Source organism: Pseudomonas fluorescens, from assembly GCF_902497785.1.
In the GTDB taxonomy this organism is placed as follows: Bacteria; Pseudomonadota; Gammaproteobacteria; order Pseudomonadales; family Pseudomonadaceae; genus Aquipseudomonas; species Aquipseudomonas fluorescens_BO.
Genome location: NZ_CABVHK010000020.1, coordinates 1 through 18,147, shown reverse-complemented (window position 1 = coordinate 18,147; position 18,147 = coordinate 1). Strand labels below are relative to the sequence as shown.

Below are 18,147 nucleotides of genomic sequence, written 5' to 3'. Positions count from 1 at the left end.
GTTTGTCATGAAGTTAGCCATTGTTACGGCCTGTCCGAACGGCATGGTCACCAGTGTGCTGTGCGCCCGTTTGCTCGATGCCGCCGCGCAGCGTCAGGGCTGGAGCACCAGTGTTGAAGTGGCGGATGCAGTGCACCCGGAGCGCCAGTTGTCGGCGGCTACCATCGAGTCGGCCGAGTGGGTGTTGCTGGTGACCAGCGCGCCGGTGGACCTGTCGCGATTCGTCGGCAAACGCGTGTTCCAGAGCACCCCGGCGCAGGCGCTGCAAGATGTCGAAGCGGTGTTGCGTCGAGGGGCTGAAGAGGCGCAGGTTTATATCGCGCCCGAAGTAGCCGCCGAACCTGCAGCCATCGTAAAAAACGCTCCGCGCCTGGTCGCGATCACGGCGTGCCCGACCGGCGTTGCGCATACCTTTATGGCGGCCGAAGCCCTGCAGCAAGCAGCCAAGCGTTTAGGTTACGACTTGCAGATCGAAACCCAAGGCTCGGTCGGCGCGCGCAATCCGTTGAGTGCTGCCGCGATTGCCGATGCCGATGTGGTATTGCTGGCGTGCGACATCGAAGTCGCCACCGAGCGTTTTGCCGGCAAGAAAATCTACCGCTGCGGCACAGGCATCGCGTTGAAGCAGGCTGAAGCGACGCTGAACAAAGCACTGGCCGAAGGTAAGCAGGAAAGCGCTGCCACGGGTGGCCAGGGTCCGATCAAACAAGAGAAGACGGGCGTCTACAAACACCTGCTGACCGGCGTGTCGTTCATGCTGCCGATGGTGGTGGCGGGCGGTCTGATGATCGCGCTGTCGTTCGTGTTCGGCATCACAGCGTTCAAGGAGGAAGGCACCCTTGCCGCCGCCCTGATGCAGATCGGCGGCGAGACCGCGTTCAAGTTGATGGTGCCGCTGCTGGCGGGCTACATCGCCTACTCGATCGCCGACCGTCCGGGCCTCGCGCCGGGCATGATTGGCGGCTTGCTGGCGAGCACCTTGGGCGCCGGATTTATCGGCGGGATCATTGCCGGTTTCATCGCCGGTTACGCGGCGCAGGCGATCAACCGATATGCGCGGTTGCCGCAGAGCCTCGAGGCGCTGAAACCGATCCTGATCATTCCTTTGCTGGCGAGTCTGTTCACCGGTCTGGTGATGATTTACGTGGTCGGCAAACCGGTGGCGGGGATGCTCGCCGGGCTCACGCACTTCCTTGACAGCATGGGCACCACCAACGCGATTCTGCTGGGTGTGCTGCTGGGCGGCATGATGTGCGTCGACCTCGGCGGGCCGATCAACAAAGCCGCGTACGCGTTCTCGGTGGGGCTGCTGGCGTCGCAGAGTTACGCGCCGATGGCCGCGACCATGGCCGCCGGCATGGTGCCGCCGATTGGCCTGGGCATCGCCACGTTCATCGCCCGGCGCAAATTCGCCCAGACCGAACGCGAGGCGGGCAAAGCGGCGTTGGTGCTGGGGCTGTGCTTCATCTCCGAGGGCGCGATTCCGTTTGCGGCAAAGGATCCGTTGCGAGTCATTCCGGCGAGCATTGCCGGGGGGGCGCTGACGGGGGCGTTGTCGATGTATTTCGGCTGCAAACTGATGGCGCCGCACGGTGGGTTGTTTGTGCTGGCGATCCCGAATGCGATCAACCATGCGCTGTTGTATCTGCTGGCGATTGTGGCGGGGAGTTTGCTGACGGCGGTGGCGTACGCGTTGCTCAAGCGGCCCGAAGTGGTTGAGCTGGCGGTAGAGCCCGTCAACGCCTGACACCCAACCCCTGTGGGAGCGAGCTTGCTCGCGATGGCGGTTTAACATTCAACAAAGTTGTTGGCTGATCCACCGTCTTCGCGGGCAAGCCCGCTCCCACAGTGATCTCGGGCGTACACAAGATTTGTGTCCAGCGCCGTAACCTGTGGGAGCGGGCTTGCCCGCGAAGGCGTCAGCAGCAACGCCATTAAATCGTGGTTGTGTATCCCGCCTCCCGCTGCAACGCCCGCGCCTGAACTACATCCATCACCGCACAGCCCTCGCGCATCAGCAGATGCACTGCGCGGGTGATGTGTGCCAGGTCACTGCCGGACGTGTTTTTCAAATTTAGGCTGGAGAAGGTGTCGGCCAGATCGCGAACCACGGTGAAGCGATGCTGGGCGCAGGCGCTGAGTTCGCTGAGTTCTTTTTGGGTGTTGACGAAGAGCACCGGTGTTTCGGCGTCGTAGGTGTCGATGGGGAGGTAACGTGGCATGACGTTGAACATGATGGATCCTCGGATTGAGCTACCACCCCTCGCGGCCACGCGAAGATAAGGTGACAGCCGTGTGCAGGTTGGCCGACCGGTATCCGAAACCCGGCACACCCGAAGGTGTCCCGCACACAGCCGCCATAACATGAGCAACTATTGCGTTTCGGATATGCGACCGGCCAAGGTCGTTCGCGGTGTTTTTCCGCGAGCCCGAACTATGGAGTCGATCCCGAAACGCGGCAACAAGATACGTTGTAGGAAACGTCTTGAAAAGTTGTGCGCCTGGTTTTGGTCGTTTGGATTGGGATGGTGTACATATCCGTTTCTACGGTCACGGCGGCTATTGGTTTCGCCCTTACGGCGAGTCACTTTTGAAAAGCGCAAAAGTAACCCAAACGCTCTTGCCCCACCACTCGGCACCTCGCCTGGGCTCGGTGTGCCCTCACTCCGGCATTGCTCCGCGGGTCGCCGCGAAGGGCCATCCCTGGCCCAGCGCGGCTAAACCGGCATCCTTGCCGGTTTACCCGCTACGCAATGCCTGCGTTCGGCCAGCGTGGTTTAACGGGGCGCCTCAGATCAAGATCAACATCAAAACCGCGGCGGCCTTCGGGCCGACCGTGGCGTCAAGCGGGCGCGCCTCGCTTGTTTGATCGTGCACAACCTCTGGCCTGATGCAAATCCCTGTGGGAGCGAGCTTGCTCGCGATTGCGGTGTGTCAGCCAACATCAATGTTGAATTTGAATCCGCATTCGCGAGCAGGCTCGCTCCCACCTTTGATTGGCGTCGTACACGAGTTTGCCGGTCGCCGAAGACCACTGTGGGAGCGAGCCTGCTCGCGAAGATGTCTGCAGCAACGCCATCAAACCGTGGTTTTGTATCCCGCCTCGCGCTGCAACGCCCGCGCCTGAATCACATCCATCACGGCACAGCCCTCGCGCATCAGCAGGTGCACCGCGCGAGTGATGTGCGCCAGGTCACTGCCGGACGTGTTTTTCAGATTCAGGCTGGAGAAGGTGTCGGCCAGATCGCGAACCACGGTGAAGCGATGCTGGGCCAGGCGCTGAGTTCGCTGAGTTCTTTTTGGGTGTTGATGAAGAGCACCGGTGTTTCGGCGTCGTAGGTGTCGATGGGGAGGTAGCGCGGCATGACTTGGAACATGATGTAACTCCTGTAATTAGAGCTACCTCCCATTCGCGGCCAAACGAGGAGGGTGGCAGCCGTACGCGGGTTGGCCGACCGGGCACAGGAACCGGCACACCCGAAGGTGTCCCACGTACAGCTGCCATAACACAATGCCTCAGGCATAAAGTGCCTGAGGCGCAGATGGTGTGCTGTAGCGTTCCTGCACCGACCGGCCAAGGTCGTTCGCGGTGTATTCCGCGAGTCCGAACTATGGAGTCGATACCGAAACGCGGCAACAAGATACGTTGTAGGAAACGTCCTGAAAAGTTGTGCGCCTGGTTTTGGTCGTTTGGATTGGGATGGTGTACATATCCGTTTCTGCGGTCACGGCTGCTATTGGTTTCGCCCTTACGGCGAGTCACTTTTGAAAAGCGCAAAAGTAACCCAAACGCTCTTGCCCCACCACTTGGCACCTCGCCTGGGCTCGGTGTGCCCTCACTCCGGCATTGCTCCGCGGGTCGCCGCGAAGGGCCATCCCTGGCCCAGCGCGGCTAAACCGGCATCCATGCCGGTTTCCCCGCTGCGCAATGCCTGCGTTCGGCCAGCGTGGTTTTATGGGGCGCTCAGATCAAAATCAACATCAAAACCGCGGCGGCCTTCGGGCCGACCGGGGCATCAAGCGGACGCGCTTCGCTTATTTGATCGTGCACAACCTCTGGCCTGATGCAAATCCCTGTGGGAGCGAGCTTGCTCGCGATTGCGGACTCACATCCAACATTGATGTTGGCTAACACAACGCCATCGCGAGCAAGCTCGCTCCCACAGGGATTGTTGTTGGCCGTGGAATTGGTGTTCAGCGCCGATGGCCTGGACGGACTAACCGTCAGGTCGGCTCTCAGGCCGCCTCGGTTTTGATTTTGATCTTAGGCGCCCCGTAAAACCACGCTGGCCGAACGGAGGTATTGCGCAGCGGGGAAACCGGCAAGGATGCCGGTTTAGCCGCGCTGGGCCAGGGATGGCCCTTCGCGGCGACCCGCGGAGCAATGCCGGAGTGAGGGCACACCGAGCCCAGGCGAGGTGCCGAGTGGTGGGGCAAGAGCGCTTTGGTTACTTTCGCGCTTTTCGAAAGTGACTCGCTGTAAGAGCGAAACCAATATCAGCCACAACCGAAGAAACGGATATACACCCAGCACAAACAACAGCCCCGGCGGCGTCAGTAAACATCCCGCCGATATCGCCCCTGCTCAATCAGCCGATCAACCTCTTCAATCCCAAGCACTTCGTTAAGCACGTGATCCACCCCCGAAGCCATCCCCTGCAAACTCCCGCAGATGTAAATCACCGCACCATCAGCCAACCATTCCTTGAGCAAATCCGCCGATTCACGCAACCGATCCTGCACATAAACCTTCTCAGCCTGATCCCGCGAAAACGCCAGATCCAGGCGCTCCAGATCCCCCGAAATCAACCACTCTTCAAGCTCCGCGCGACACAGGTAGTCATGCTCGCGATGACGCTCGCCAAACAACAACCAGTGACGCGTCTGCCCATCGGCAATCCGCGCCTTGAGCAAACTGCGCAACCCGGCCAGCCCCGTGCCGTTGCCCAAAAGGATCATCGGCACCGGCTCCACCGGCAGATGAAAACCGCTGTTGCGGCGCACGCGCAGGCTGATGGAGCTGCCCACCGGCGCGTGCTCGGTCAGCCATCCGGAACCGATACCGAGGCTGCCGTCAGGATGCAGTTCCTGACGCACGATCAATTCCAGCACGCCATCCGCTGCAATCGATGCAATGGAATATTCGCGCATGGCCAACGGTACCAGCGCATCCACCAGCGCTTGCGCGTGCAGGCCGACCAGGTGTGTGCGGTTCTCCGGCAATTGACGAGTGGCGAGCGCTTGTTCCAGGGGCTGCGACAAGTCATCGAGGATGACCGTGGCCCGACCATCAATCCCCAGACCATCGAGAAAATGCTCGATGGCCCACGGGCAATTGCGCGGCAACACGTCCACCAGATCACCGGCCAGCCAACTGCTGGTGGTCGGGGCGCTAAGGCCGAGCAGGTACACCGGCGAGCCGCTGCTGTCCGGGTTCATCAGTTCACGGCGGGTCAGCGTCCAGTGGTCGTAGCTCGGCGCTTGCCAGGTGTCCACAGGCGCTTGTCCGGTCAATAGCCCGAGTTGCTGCTGCCAGTGACGCAAGGCGTAGGGGTCGCCGCAGTCGACTTCCACAGGCGCAAACAGGTGCTTGCCGCCATGCTCGCCGAGCCAGGTGTGCAAACGCCGGGCGAAGCCGCAGAAGTGTTGATACTGGCGGTCACCGAGCCCGAGCACCGCATAGTTCAGGCTCTCCAGGCTCGACGCCCTGCCCAGCACTTTGCGTTCGAAGCCGCGGGCGCTGTCCGGTGCTTCGCCGTCGCCGAAGGTGCTGACGACGAACAGCGCATTGTCCGAATCGCGCAAGTCCTGTTCGCTGACACTGGCCAGCGGCTGAACCTTCACCGGCAACCCGGCCGCTTGCAATTGTCCGGCGGTCTGCCACGCCAGTTGTTCGGCGAAGCCGCTCTGGCTGGCGAAACCGATCAACCACGCCGGTGCATCGCTGGCCGGTTGTTCGAGGCCTTTGCGGGCGTCCTTGATCTGTTTTTTCTTGCGCCGACGATCGAGGTACAGCAACCAGCCGGTGACGAAAAACAGCGGCATGGTCAGCGCACTGATCGTCAGGATGATCCGGCCGATGATGCCGAAGTAACTGCCGACATGCAGCGCGTAGATACTGGTCAGCAGTTGCGCCTTGAGACTCTTGTCGCTGTAACGATCATGGCGTTTGACGCTGCCGGTGGCCGGGTCGAGGCTGATCTGGTTCAGTGCGCGGTCGTGCGGCGACGTGTTCAGCAGGTAGAACACCGTCGCCGGTTGGCCGGCCACGGGCGGCATACGAATGTTGTAGGCACTCAGTGCCGGGCCGGCGGCGCTGTAGATGCTGCTCCACATCGCTGCGTAGTCGGCGGTCGGCGCGGGACCGCTTGGCGCCGGGCCGCGACCACCGCGAACGCGCTCGTTCTGCGGTGAATCGGAGAGCAATCGGGTCAGGCCTTTGTTGTACCACTCATACGACCAGGACAACCCGGTCAGCGCCGCCAGAAGGTAAAACACCAGGCACCAGGTGCCGGCCACCGAGTGCAGATCCCAGTTGAAGCTGCGGCCCTTTTTCTTCCAGTCGAGGGTCAGCCAGGTGCGCCAGCTTTTCCACTGGCGCGGCCAGCGCAGATAGAGGCCCGACAGGCAGAAAAAAACCAGAATCAGCGTACATGCGCCGGTGATCTGTCGACCGGTGTCGCCCATGGCGAGGAAGCGGTGCAGTTTCAGCATCAGGCCGAAAAAATCCTGGCCGGTGGCGTCGCCCATGAACTCGGCGGTGTACGGATCGAAATAGCGCATCTCGCCGCGGCGCTCGCCCGGCGGCGGGGTGAAGATCACCCGCGCGGCGTTGCCGCTGTCAGTCTCGACCCACAACATCGAGACTTTTTTACCCGACGCACCTTCGATTTTTTCCACCAGTTCGACGGGCGGCAGTACACCGGCGACCTGCTTCTGCACCTGCAACACTGACGGATTCAGGGCGCGCAGGATTTCATCCTGAAACGACACCGTCGCCCCGGTGATGCCCATCAAAGCCAGGACCAGCCCGGCGCTGATGCCGAAAAACCAGTGCAACTGGAACAGGGTTTTCTTCAACACGTCACTCGCCTTGTTCGTTCGAAATTGTCATCACGGCGCGCATTATGCCGTGGGTTGTCGGGTAGCCTGGTTTTTTACACACGAAAGCCCCGTTCAAAAAGATGAACGGGGCTCTGCCTTATGTAGGAGCTGGCGAAGCCTGCGATCTTTTGATCTTCGCAGCGAAGCTGAAAGATCGCAGCCTTCGGCAGCTCCTACAGGGCCAGGTCAGAAGTGGAAGTTGGTGCTCAACAGCGCGGTACGACCCGCCGCCACGTGGGCGTAGTGCGTCTGAAACACCTGGTCGAAGTAACGCTTGTCGGTCAGGTTTTGCACGTTGAGTTGCAGGTCGACATTCTTGGTCAGGCGATAGCTCGCCATCGCGTCGTAACGCCAGTAGGACGGGATCTCCACCGAGTTGGCGACGTTGCCGAACTGCGAGTCAACGAAGGTGGCTCCGGCGCCAATCGTCAACTTGTCGGGTACCAGGTCATAGGTCGACCACAGGGTGAAGTTGTTCCGGGGAGTGCTCGGCATATGGTTGCCTTCATCGGCGGAGAGAGTGGTTTTGACCACTTCGCTTTCCATGTAGGTGTAGCCACCATAGACCTTCCAGTTACGGGTCAGCTTGCCGGTGTACGTCAGTTCCAGGCCATTGACCTGCTGCTCGCCATCCAGCACTTGCGTGGTGGCGCCGTCGGGATCATCGATACGGGCGTTGGTTTTTTCGGTGCGGAACAGCGCGGCGGTCAACGACAGGTCGTCACCGAAGAAGTCCCACTTGGTGCCGATTTCGTAGTTGCGGTTCTTTTCCGGATCGAGATCGCTGTTGTTGGCTGCCAGTTCCAGGCTGCCGTTACCGCTGGATTCGCCCGCCGGGTTGCTCGAGGTCGAGTAGGCCGCGTAGATGCTGCCGTTCGGCAATGGGTTGTAGACCACACCGACCTGGTAGTTGACCAGATCGCTGGTGTTCTCCCGGGAAAAATTACCCGCGACGGCACCACGACCACCCGTACTGTAACCGCTGGACTTGGTCTTGTAGTTGTCATAACGCAGGCCCAGGTTCAGGGACCATTGTTCGTTGAACTTCAACGTGTCGAAGACGTACGCGGCGCCGGTTTTCGTATCGGTGTCGGTGAACGCGACGCTGTCGGTGATTGAGCCGTTCCAGTTATCCCCAGGCGTCGGGTTGTACAGACTGGTGCAATCGCCCGAGCCGAAGAGTGCGGGGTTGCAGGTGGTACCGCTGGCCGCCGAGGTCAGGACGTACGGGCGGTTATGCGTGTCCTGATAAGAAAACTCGATACCGGTCACCAGGCTGTGTTCGATGGCACCGGTGTTGAATTTGGCGCTCAGGTCGGTCTGGTTGACCCAGCCGCTGGAGGTCGAATTGCGGTTTTTGGTGCCCCGATACACGCTGCCTCTGGCGACGTTGCCCTTGCTGTCGTCCGGGTTGGTGACGATGTAGTCCAGCGTCGAACGGGACATGCGGAAGCTGTTGGACAGGGTCAGGTCTTCATTCAGGTCGTGCTCGATCCTGAAGGTGCCGCTGTCATTAGTGGTTTCGCGATAGTCACGGTTGGTGACGCCGTAGAAGTTGTCGCGATCGACATTCACCGGCTTGTCGACGTTGTACTTGCTGCGAGCAGGGTTCAGCGTCAGCGGAATGCCGTAATCCGGCATGTCGTCAGTCTCGACGTGGTAATAACCGAGGGTCACACGGGTATCGGTGCCCAGGCCGAAGGCGAATGTCGGCGCCACGCCCCAGCGGCTGACGTCAACGGTGTCGCGGCCGGCGACGTTGGCTTCGTGCTTCATCAGGTTCAGGCGGAAGGCCGAGGTATCGGTCATCTGCTGGTTCAGGTCGAGGGTGGTGCGCTTGGTCTGATCCGAGCCCCAGGTGAATCCGCCGTTATAGAAACTGCCCAGTTTGGCGCTCTTGCTGACCAGATTCAGGCTGCCGCCGGTGGAGCCGGCGCCGGTGAAGGCCGAGCCCGGGCCCTTGCTGACTTCGATCGATTCTACGTTGAAGATTTCGCGGCTCTGGGACGCCGGGTCGCGCATGCCGTCGACGAAGGTGTCGCTTTCCGCGTTGAAGCCGCGAATGATCGGGCGGTCGCCAGCGGGGTTGCCGCCTTCGCCTGCGCCGAAGGTGATGCCCGGTGTTGTGCGCAAGGCATCAACGAGGCTGGTAGCGCCCGTGTCGCGGATCACCTGCTGCGGAATCACGGTGACACTCTTCGGTGTTTCGCGCAGCGGTGCGGTGTATTTTTTCGACGCCGAGGTATCGGTCTTGTAGGAGGAGTCGTCCTGCTCACCGACAACACTGGTGGCATCCAGGGAAATCGCGCCATTCGGGGCTTTTTCGTCAGTCTTCTCGGCGGCGAATACCATGTGGCCCGCCGAGCCGGCGGTGATGGCCACGCCAATCGCAGAAGCGAGCAAACGCGGTGAACTGACTGGTAACTGTGATGGTTGGCGCGACATGTGAATTCCCCTCCCCAAGGATTTGAGGACGCGGAATATAGGGTAGACGCGTATTTGTATCAATTGCGAAACGTTACTATTTGCATCAAATTTACATTCTTTACAATTTGCCCTTACGGTTTTCGCCGTTTCATTCGTCGCAGGGGTTTTACACAGGCAATAAGAATCAATACCATCGGCGCTCTTTTGTTTTCAGGTGGTTGCCATGCTGCTGCACATCCCGGGCTTGTTCGCCAAAGAAGAAGTGCAGCGCATCCGCGAGGCACTGGAGCAGGCCGATTGGGCCGATGGAAAAATCACCGCTGGCTACCAGTCGGCGAAGGCCAAGCACAATTTGCAGTTGCCTGAAGGTCATCCACTGGCCAAGGAAGTCGGCGCGGCGATGCTGGAACGTTTGTGGAAAAATCCGCAGTTCATGTCGGCGGCATTACCGCACAAAGTCTTCCCGCCCTTGCTGAACTGTTACACGGCGGGCGGCAGTTTCGACTTTCACATCGACAACGCCGTGCGTCAGCCCAAAGGCAGCATCGAGCGCGTGCGCACAGACCTGTCGGCCACGCTGTTCTTCAGCGAGCCAGAGGATTACGACGGCGGTGAACTGGAAATCCAGGACACCTACGGCACACAACGCGTGAAGTTGCCCGCCGGTGACATGGTCTTGTACCCCGGCACCAGCCTGCACAAGGTCAATGCCGTCACCCGTGGCACTCGCTATGCGTCGTTCTTCTGGACGCAAAGCCTGGTCCGCGAAGACAGCCAGCGAGCCTTGCTGTTCGAGATGGACGGGGCCATCCAGCAACTGACACACGACATGCCCGACCATCCTTCGCTGATCCGCCTGACCGGCACTTATCACAACCTGTTGCGCCGTTGGGTCGAGGTATGAGTTTTCAACTGCGCCGCGAGGAAGTGCTCGACGGTGACCGGCTCAAAGCCATGCTGGAGGAAAGCCCCGCGCGGGCAGCTCAGGCGATCCTGATCGCCGCGCGTGAAAATGTGCTCGAAGCTCAGGCTTTGCTTGGGCAAATTCTGCTGGATGGGCGAGGGATCGAGCAGGATATGGCGCTGGCGGTGCGATGGTTCGAGATTGCCGCGCGGCGGGGGCATTTGATGGCGCGCAACATGCTTGGCCGGTGCCAGGAGCATGGTTGGGGCTGTGACGCTGACGCCGCGAGTGCAGCGCGCCATTACCGACACGCGGCTGACGCAGGTCTGGATTGGGCGATGTATAACTACGCCAATCTGCTGGCCACTGGGCGTGGTGTCGCCGTGGATGAGTTGAAGGCGCTGAGTCTTTATCGCTGCGCTGCAGAGCTGGGTCACGCGAAGTCGATGAACCTGCTCGGTCGGTGCCTGGAAGAGGGCCGCGTCTGCCCGGCCGACCTCTCGTCCGCGCGCGAGTGGTATCGACGTTCGGCCGAAGCAGGCGATTTTCGCGGTCAGTTCAGTCATGGCGCCGTACTGGTGGAGCAGGGCAGAACCAAAGAGGGGCTGGTTTGGCTGCGCCGGGCAATGAGTAACGGCAATCAGTGCTTCCTGCAGCTTAGCGCTCAAAGATTGCAGGAAGCGTCCGAACCGGTGCTGAGGGCGCTGGCCGAAGATTACGCCTGTCAGGAAAAATACCAAGCGGGTAAAGTTTAAACAAAAACACGCTTTAAACATTGGCTAGTTGGAATTATTTTTTTATACATGCCTTTTAGCGTTTCTTTGACATCGCTTTTATAAGTAGATTAATCTTTTTTCAGTGTAACCCGGATTGAGTTATATACTTTCGATCAGCGCGAAGTTGGTCGGTAATTCATGTCCATGATTAAAGGATTAATTATGAGTAATAAAGAACTGTGGGGTGGTGCGTTAGTTGGTGCGAGCTACGAGGCAGTAACAGAGTTTGCAACAGAAGTTCCAAAGATCCTCTCGGATGCTTCAAAAGCGACAGCGGACAATGTGACCCGTGAAACCGGTCTGTTGTTAACAAAACAACAAATAATCGATTTGAGGAGGTATGAAGCTGCAGGCCTGGCGCTTCCTTACACGTTGAAAGATGTCACCGACTATTTGCGTTTCGGTGCAGGACAGGACGGCGGCGACGGTCTCAGAGCGGGTGATTTTCTGAAGACGTTTAGTGAAACCCGTAGTCACGCCATGCGTTGGTCACCCCTGCGTGAGCGCATCATGATAACGGGTACCGACTTGAAACTGTTTGGCGCGAGTATGCAGCGTTATGGTCAGGATATGGAGGAGATTTACCTTGATCTGAAGTCCGGCCCGCTGCTCGAAAAATTTAACATCAAAACACTGGAAGATCTTAAAAAATTACAGCTTGAGCTAGGCGACAAGTTTCCGGGTATCGAGTTGCAGGCTGACACCGTTCCGGATATGCAGTTCTATTTAGCGAAGATATTCGACGCTGTTTCCGCTAATCTGAGGACGGTTGGAGGGATCAAAGATGACCTGGATAAGTTTGGTTATGATCTGCGAGAAACGATAGTTCCAGGTATCAAGCTGAGGCTGGCGCTGATTAAAACCAACGCCTATCCTGCGCAAGTCAAAAAACTCGATGAAGTAATCACTGTTCGTGCCGCAGAGATTCAGGAAAAGAACACGCAATATAAAGCCTTGGTGGATAAAGCACTAAGCTCAGCGGCAGGGTTGAATCTGTTCGGGTTGGGTATGGCCATTTACTACGGCGTAGAAGCTGAAAATGTCAGGGCCGCGCGCAAAGAGCTGAATGCATTGCAGGACAAGGATATTCAAATTCTGGCCAACATGAACCAGACCCTCGGTTCCCTGAAACGCGTCGAGCAGGACTTGCAAAACCTGACGGTCATTGCTGTCGATGCTGATCTGGCCACGCAGAACCTCATGCATGTATGGAACGTCATGCATCGATATGTGTATGAATCCGCGAACGCCGTCTCCCAGATTGAAGATGCGCTGAGTCTACGACGATTCATGTCGGCATTCCGCGAAGTCGTTGGCCCGTGGGTGAACATCCAGAACGATGCAGACCTGCTGATCGAAGTGTTCAAACAAGCCGATATGGATTACGGCCAACCACAACAAACGGTGCTCCCCAAAATGACATCCTTTTCCACTCGAAACAGCTACCCGGCGTTCAATCCGCAAGCCCTGAAAGACGGTCTTTACTCAATGCGCGACGACGCCGTGGCTGCTGAGGCATTGTTTATCAGGATCAATTACCTGCCGGGTATTTTCGATCGTTTTAAAAGGCTGCTTGGCGATGTCAGTCGCGCAGCCCAGGGTTTGCGAGAGTCCAGCCTTAACAGCAAGATGGACCTCGAATCCAAGGTCCGTAAACTGGTTGCTCTTGAAAAAGAACTGGCCGGGGCGATGGAAGGCACCGAGGAGTATGAAGAGATCAGGGACGATCTCGCGGCGGGCCTGAAGAAAATGCTCGCCATTACTCGCAATGAGTCGAGCAAAGTAAGCATCCTCCTGGTCAACATAAGTGCTGCTTATGATCAGCGTGCGACGTTGGGTTACATCGCCGGTCTCGAAAAAGACCAACTGGATGTCGGGGGGAGCCGGCAGGTGCTGAAGGAGGCCATGGTCAAACGTCAAGTCGAACTCAAGGCTTTAGCAGATGCAATCAGCATTATTGAACAAAACGGCATCGAGAAAATCGGCAAAGACGTTTCGTTGAGCATCGATAAGTTAACTGCCCTGGGCTTGGCGCCCGCGCAAGTTGTGGTCGTGAAGTTTGCCCTCGATGAACTGAAAAAAGCCATGGACGATATCAGCGAAGGTATCACCTTCCTCACCATGATCAAGGAGAGCGACAAGCTACAACAACAGGTACATGAGCTGACTCGCAAGATTGCGCTAACGGACAGGGAGATTGGCCTGTCGATAAACAAGGTCGAGTTTATTCACTTGATCCATGCTCTGGAAGAGCAACGTAAATTGTTCGCAGGCGAGTACAGGCAGGCCGATGCAGCATTCAAGCAATTTCTGGCTGCTGTAGAGGGTAACCAGGGTGGTGATGTTGTGATGCGCAGTGCCGAAGCCATTGAGGAGGCGCTTCGGTTTATCGGCTTCCTGACGCCGGTGTCAGTGCCGTAACGGCCGCGTTCACAGATGGCCGAGGTGGCTCGCCCAGCAAGGGGGGTACCCCGGCCTATCGGTCGCTTTTTCCACTCTGGCGTTCGCCAGAGTCATCAGGTTACTGCCCATGTATGAATTTCTGCTTGCGGAGAAACATTTTTTTGCTTTAAGAAAATACTGCAACTTCCTTCGCGCGCTTCCGGCGACGCTGGATCAGTTGAAACACCATTCAGACACGTTGCAACATCAGGGACATAGGCTGACCACCCCGCCCGACATACAGCGCCTGAAAGTGTTGGCTTCGTTCAGCGCGGGTTACCTGGAGCGGCTTGAATCCAATATTTCAGCGTTTGCCAAGGTCTGCAACGAGCATTTGGATCATGTTTCGACGTTCACCGCAGAGTGTCGAAAATTAGCCAACGAAACACCTCGAAACGGCCGAGGTGTTCGTATCTCCTCGGTAGATTTCAAGCGATTCAAGTTGGCAGGTTCGCAATGGTGGATCTGGTTTCCTCCCAAGGATGTACGCGGGCTGACCGACGAACTCTACTTTCGTCTACGCCGCGCCAGTTCGGCACTGATAGATTTCAAGGCTGTGCCGAACGAATTGAACTGGGATATCTATAACGTGTTCGAGCGCTTTTTCCGCTCGCTGACCTTAAAGCCCTGTGAGTGTCACTCGGACTATTCCCGACTTGAATCCTGGTATGTAAGTTCTGGATCAAGTCTGCCCGGCATGACGAACTCCTCTGTTCCAGGCGGTTCGCCCCAAGCGCGGCAGGCAAGGGCGAACGAACATCTGCGCGAATTGTTCGCCATCAAAACAGACGCCTGTTCAGCCATTCACAACCTCAATGCCTTTCTCTTTGCAATGAGCTACTTTCTGAAAAGTGCGGAAAATGAATTGCTGGCCGTCAAGGGCACCATGAAACTCTCGCAACTGAATTGCGCTTTGGCGAACAGCCAGCAGGCGTTGAATGAGGTCCGAACAATGGTCGCACGGATGTTGCAATGGTATCGGGCATAAAAAAAGTCCATGACATGTCATGGACTTAGGGGTGTATCAGGCGAGGCGGGAGTTAGACGTAAAACGATTTCAGCGGCGGGAAGCCGTTGAATTCAACCGCGCTGTAGCTGGTGGTGTAGGCACCGGTCGACAACCAGTACAAACGATCACCGATGGCCAGGTTCAGCGGCAGGCCGTACTTGTAGTTTTCGTACATGATGTCGGCGCTGTCGCAGGTCGGGCCGGCGATGACCACTTCTTCCATCTCGCCTTTCTTCTCGGTCCAGATCGGGAACTTGATGGCTTCGTCCATGGTTTCGATCAGGCCGGAGAACTTGCCCACGTCCGTGTACACCCAGCGCTCGACGGCGGTACGGGATTTACGCGCCACCAGCACCACTTCGCTGACCAGGATGCCGGCGTTGGCGATCAGCGAACGGCCTGGCTCCAGGATGATTTCCGGCAGCTCGTCACCGAAGTCTTCCTTGAGGAAACGGATGATTTCTTCGGCGTAGGTTTCCAGGCTGTTGGTGCGGGTGATGTAGTTGGCCGGGAAGCCGCCGCCCATGTTGATCAGCTTGAGGTGGATATTGTCTTCTTCTTTCAAGCGCTCGAAGATCACTTTGACCTTGGCGATGGCCGCATCCCAGACGCTGATGTCGCGCTGTTGCGAGCCGACGTGGAACGAAATGCCGTAAGGCACCAGGCCCAGGTCACGGGCGAGGATCAGCAGGTCCATGGCCATGTCGGTCTGGCAGCCGAATTTGCGCGACAGCGGCCAGTCAGCCGTGGTCGAGCCTTCGGTGAGGATGCGCACGTAGACTTTCGAACCCGGCGCAGCCTTGGCGATGTTGCGCAGGTCGGCTTCGGAGTCGGTGGAGTACAGACGCACGCCCTTCTCGTAGAAGTAGCGGATGTCCTTGGATTTCTTGATGGTGTTGCCGTAGCTGATACGGTCGGCGCTGACGCCACGGTCCATGACTTTGTCCAGCTCGTAGATCGAGGCGATGTCGAAGCTCGAGCCTTTCTCTTTGAGCAGGTCAATGATTTCCACGGCCGGGTTGGCCTTGACTGCGTAGTAGACCTTGGCGAATTCGAAACCGGCGCGCAAGTCGTCGTAGGCCTTACTGATCATCGCGGTGTCGATGACCACGAACGGGGTTTCTTGCGTGTCGGCGAACGCCTTCAATTTATTGAAGGTATCGCGCGCGTAATAGTCTTCGACGTTGATCGACATGCTGGGATCTCCTGCTGGCAAACGTTAATAATCAATGGGCGCAAATGAACGTCCTCCGTATCCCCACTTTGGTTCGCCTACTTCCCAAGGCATGTCGCCGAAAGCAAAAAGGCCACGGGAGGCGTTGCTTCCCTTGGCCTTGCTGTCTCGTCGTCAGTACTTGAGCCGGATGGATCGTTTCCAGCATGGACGTTCGGCGCGAACTTTAGGGCGTGAGGGGCTTGAGATCAACAAAAAATGTCGCGTTTTTGCACGCTTCCGTCGTGCGGTCCTGAAGGGTTACTGGTGTAACCGACCTGCGTGACAGTGTGATGTTCCCCGGATGGGGATTTTTGAGGGACCGTGCATGGCGTTTGTGGCGAGGGGATTTATCCCCGTTGGGCTGCGCAGCAGCCCCAAAACCGGCAAGCGCGGTGTACCTGGCACACCGCACGTGCTGCTTTACGACTGCTCCGCAGCCGGACGGGGATAAATCCCCTCACCACAGGTTTTTCCAAGCCTCTGAACTCAGGCCAATGCTGTTTCGGCAGGCGAAACAATGCTGGTCTTGCCGCCTCGGGACTTGCCGGAGCTCAAATACTCGGCAATCGATTCCTGCGTCACCTCCCCGAGGAATACCCGCTCGGCATCCATCACCGGCAACCACGAGCGATTGAACTCGTACATCCGCGACAACAGAATGCGCAAATGCTCGTCGTACGCCGCCGTGGCGTTGAACTCGCGCAGGTATTGCACGCAGGTGCCGGTCTGACGGAGCAAGTCGCGACGTCGTACATAACCGAGGGCCTTGTTCTCGGCATCGGTAACCACCACGTAACGGCGGTCATGCTCATCCATCAACTCCATGGCCTCGGCCACCGGGGTTTCCGGGCTGACGGACGGCGCGTTGTCCGCCGCGTCTTCGGCCTTCACCAGCAACAGACGCTTGAGCGTGCTGTCCTGGCCAACGAAGTTGCTGACAAAGTCGTCCGCCGGGTGCGCCAGCAGGGTGTCCGGGTGATCGATCTGCAACAGCTTGCCGGCACGGAAGATCGCGATCTTGTCGCCCAGCTTGATGGCTTCGTCGATGTCGTGGCTGACCATGATCACGGTCTTGTTCAGCGCGCGCTGCATCTCGAAGAATTCGTTCTGGATCATCTCGCGGTTGATCGGGTCGACCGCGCCGAACGGCTCATCCATCAACAGCAACGGCGCATCTGCCGCCAGGGCACGAATCACGCCGATCCGCTGTTGCTGGCCGCCGGACAGTTCACGCGGGTAGCGCGTCAGGTACTGCTTGGGCTCAAGCTTGATCATGCTCATCAACTCGCGGGCGCGGTCGTGGCATTTCTGTTTATCCCAGCCCAGCAGGCGCGGAACGATGGTGATGTTTTCCTCGATGGTCATGTTCGGGAACAGACCGATCTGCTGGATCACATAACCGATGTTGCGCCGCAGGGTCACTTCGTCGAGGTCGGTGGTGTCTTCGCCGTTGATCAGAATTTTGCCCGAGGTCGGTTTGATCAGGCGGTTGATCATTTTCAGCGTGGTGCTTTTGCCGCAACCCGATGGCCCGAGGAACACACAGATTTCGCCTTCGTTGACGGTCAGGCTGACCGAGTCCACGGCTTTCACGTCTTTGCCGTTGCTTTGGAAGGTCTTGCTGAGGTTTTGAAGTTCGATCATTTCAGGAGTCCTTTTGGAGTCAGCGTGCGTTGCAGCCATTGCAGAAGCAGGTCGGCGAAGATGGCCAGGAGACTGACCAGCACGGCGCCGACGATCAGCATCGACATGTCGCTGCGGCTGATGGAAGCGAGAATGAGTACACCGAGGCCACCGGCGCCGATGGTCGCGGCGATGGTCATGACACCAATGTTCATGACCACGGCGGTGCGCACGCCGGCGAGGATCACCGGCACGGCGATTGGCAGTTCGACCATGCGCAGGCGCTGGCCGAAGGTCATGCCGATGCCGCGTGCGGCTTCGCGAATGCCCGGTTCGACGCCGGTCAGCGCGAGGTAGGTATTACGCATGATCGGCAGCAGCGAATAGAGAAACACTGCAGTGATGGCCGGCATCGGGCCGAGGCCCTGGCCGAATTTCGAGTAGAACGGCAGCAGCAGGCCGAACAGGGCAATCGACGGCACGGTCAGCAGCACCGTGGCGCTGGCCTGCAACGGGCCGGCGAGGGTCGGAAAGCGCGTCATCAAAATGCCGAGCGGCACGCCGACCAGAATCGCCAGCGTCACGGCGATGCCGACCAGCGTGATGTGCTGCCACGTCAGGTGCAGCACCAGCGGCCAGTCGAGAT

Annotated in this window: 11 protein-coding genes and 1 pseudogene; 5 read left to right on the top strand and 7 right to left on the bottom strand. The window is 58.4% G+C overall.

Going from position 1 to position 18,147, the window contains the following annotated elements; genetic code table 11:
* Positions 1-7: 7 nt before the first annotated feature.
* Positions 8-1,747: a PTS fructose-like transporter subunit IIB gene (locus F8N62_RS25705; protein WP_150713313.1), complete on the top strand. Its 1,740-nt coding sequence runs from the start codon at positions 8-10 to the stop codon at positions 1,745-1,747.
* Positions 1,748-1,934: 187 nt separating this feature from the next.
* Here the strand turns inward: F8N62_RS25705 and F8N62_RS25700 are convergent, their stop codons facing one another.
* The 4 genes and pseudogenes from F8N62_RS25700 to F8N62_RS25680 all read right to left on the bottom strand — a co-directional run bounded on the left by F8N62_RS25700 (position 1,935) and on the right by F8N62_RS25680 (position 9,549).
* On the bottom strand, positions 1,935-2,234 hold the full coding sequence (locus F8N62_RS25700; protein ID WP_150713312.1) for a hypothetical protein: 300 nt from the start codon (positions 2,232-2,234) through the stop codon (positions 1,935-1,937).
* Between the two features lie 844 nt (positions 2,235-3,078).
* Positions 3,079-3,380 (bottom strand): annotated as a pseudogene (locus F8N62_RS25690) (hypothetical protein).
* Between the two features lie 1,174 nt (positions 3,381-4,554).
* Positions 4,555-7,083 (bottom strand): PepSY domain-containing protein, encoded by a 2,529-nt coding sequence (locus tag F8N62_RS25685; protein WP_150713310.1) that lies wholly within the window; start codon positions 7,081-7,083, stop codon positions 4,555-4,557.
* A 207-nt stretch (positions 7,084-7,290) separates the two neighbouring features.
* Entirely contained in the window at positions 7,291-9,549 is a 2,259-nt protein-coding gene (locus F8N62_RS25680; RefSeq protein ID WP_150713309.1) for a TonB-dependent receptor, read from the bottom strand.
* Between the two features lie 205 nt (positions 9,550-9,754).
* On the opposite strand from F8N62_RS25680, the gene F8N62_RS25675 reads away from it, so the two are divergent.
* The 4 genes from F8N62_RS25675 (at position 9,755) to F8N62_RS25660 (ending at position 14,641) form a co-directional block, all read left to right on the top strand.
* Entirely contained in the window at positions 9,755-10,435 is a 681-nt protein-coding gene (locus F8N62_RS25675; protein ID WP_150713308.1) for a Fe2+-dependent dioxygenase, read from the top strand.
* The gene (locus tag F8N62_RS25670; protein ID WP_150713307.1) at positions 10,432-11,190 is read left to right on the top strand and encodes a tetratricopeptide repeat protein; all 759 of its coding nucleotides are present in this window, start codon (positions 10,432-10,434) and stop codon (positions 11,188-11,190) included. Before F8N62_RS25675 ends, F8N62_RS25670 begins: the two co-directional genes overlap by 4 nt.
* 183 nt (positions 11,191-11,373) lie before the next feature.
* Positions 11,374-13,632 carry an alpha-xenorhabdolysin family binary toxin subunit A gene (locus tag F8N62_RS25665; protein ID WP_150713306.1) on the top strand — a complete coding sequence of 753 codons (2,259 nt, stop codon included), beginning with the start codon at positions 11,374-11,376 and terminating at the stop codon, positions 13,630-13,632.
* Between the two features lie 109 nt (positions 13,633-13,741).
* A complete protein-coding gene (locus F8N62_RS25660) occupies positions 13,742-14,641 on the top strand; it encodes a hypothetical protein (protein ID WP_150713305.1) in 900 nt (299 codons plus the stop codon).
* Positions 14,642-14,693: 52 nt separating this feature from the next.
* On the opposite strand, the gene F8N62_RS25655 is transcribed toward F8N62_RS25660, so the two are convergent.
* From F8N62_RS25655 to F8N62_RS25645, 3 genes are all read right to left on the bottom strand, one after another.
* Entirely contained in the window at positions 14,694-15,857 is a 1,164-nt protein-coding gene (locus tag F8N62_RS25655) for a type III PLP-dependent enzyme (protein WP_150713304.1), read from the bottom strand.
* A gap of 507 nt (positions 15,858-16,364) precedes the next feature.
* Positions 16,365-17,522, bottom strand: a complete 1,158-nt coding sequence (locus F8N62_RS25650; protein ID WP_150710259.1) for a betaine/proline/choline family ABC transporter ATP-binding protein — start codon at positions 17,520-17,522, stop codon at positions 16,365-16,367.
* On the bottom strand, positions 17,519-18,147 hold a 629-nt coding region (locus F8N62_RS25645; protein ID WP_224791414.1), incomplete at its 5' end, for an ABC transporter permease. The genes F8N62_RS25645 and F8N62_RS25650, both read right to left, overlap by 4 nt.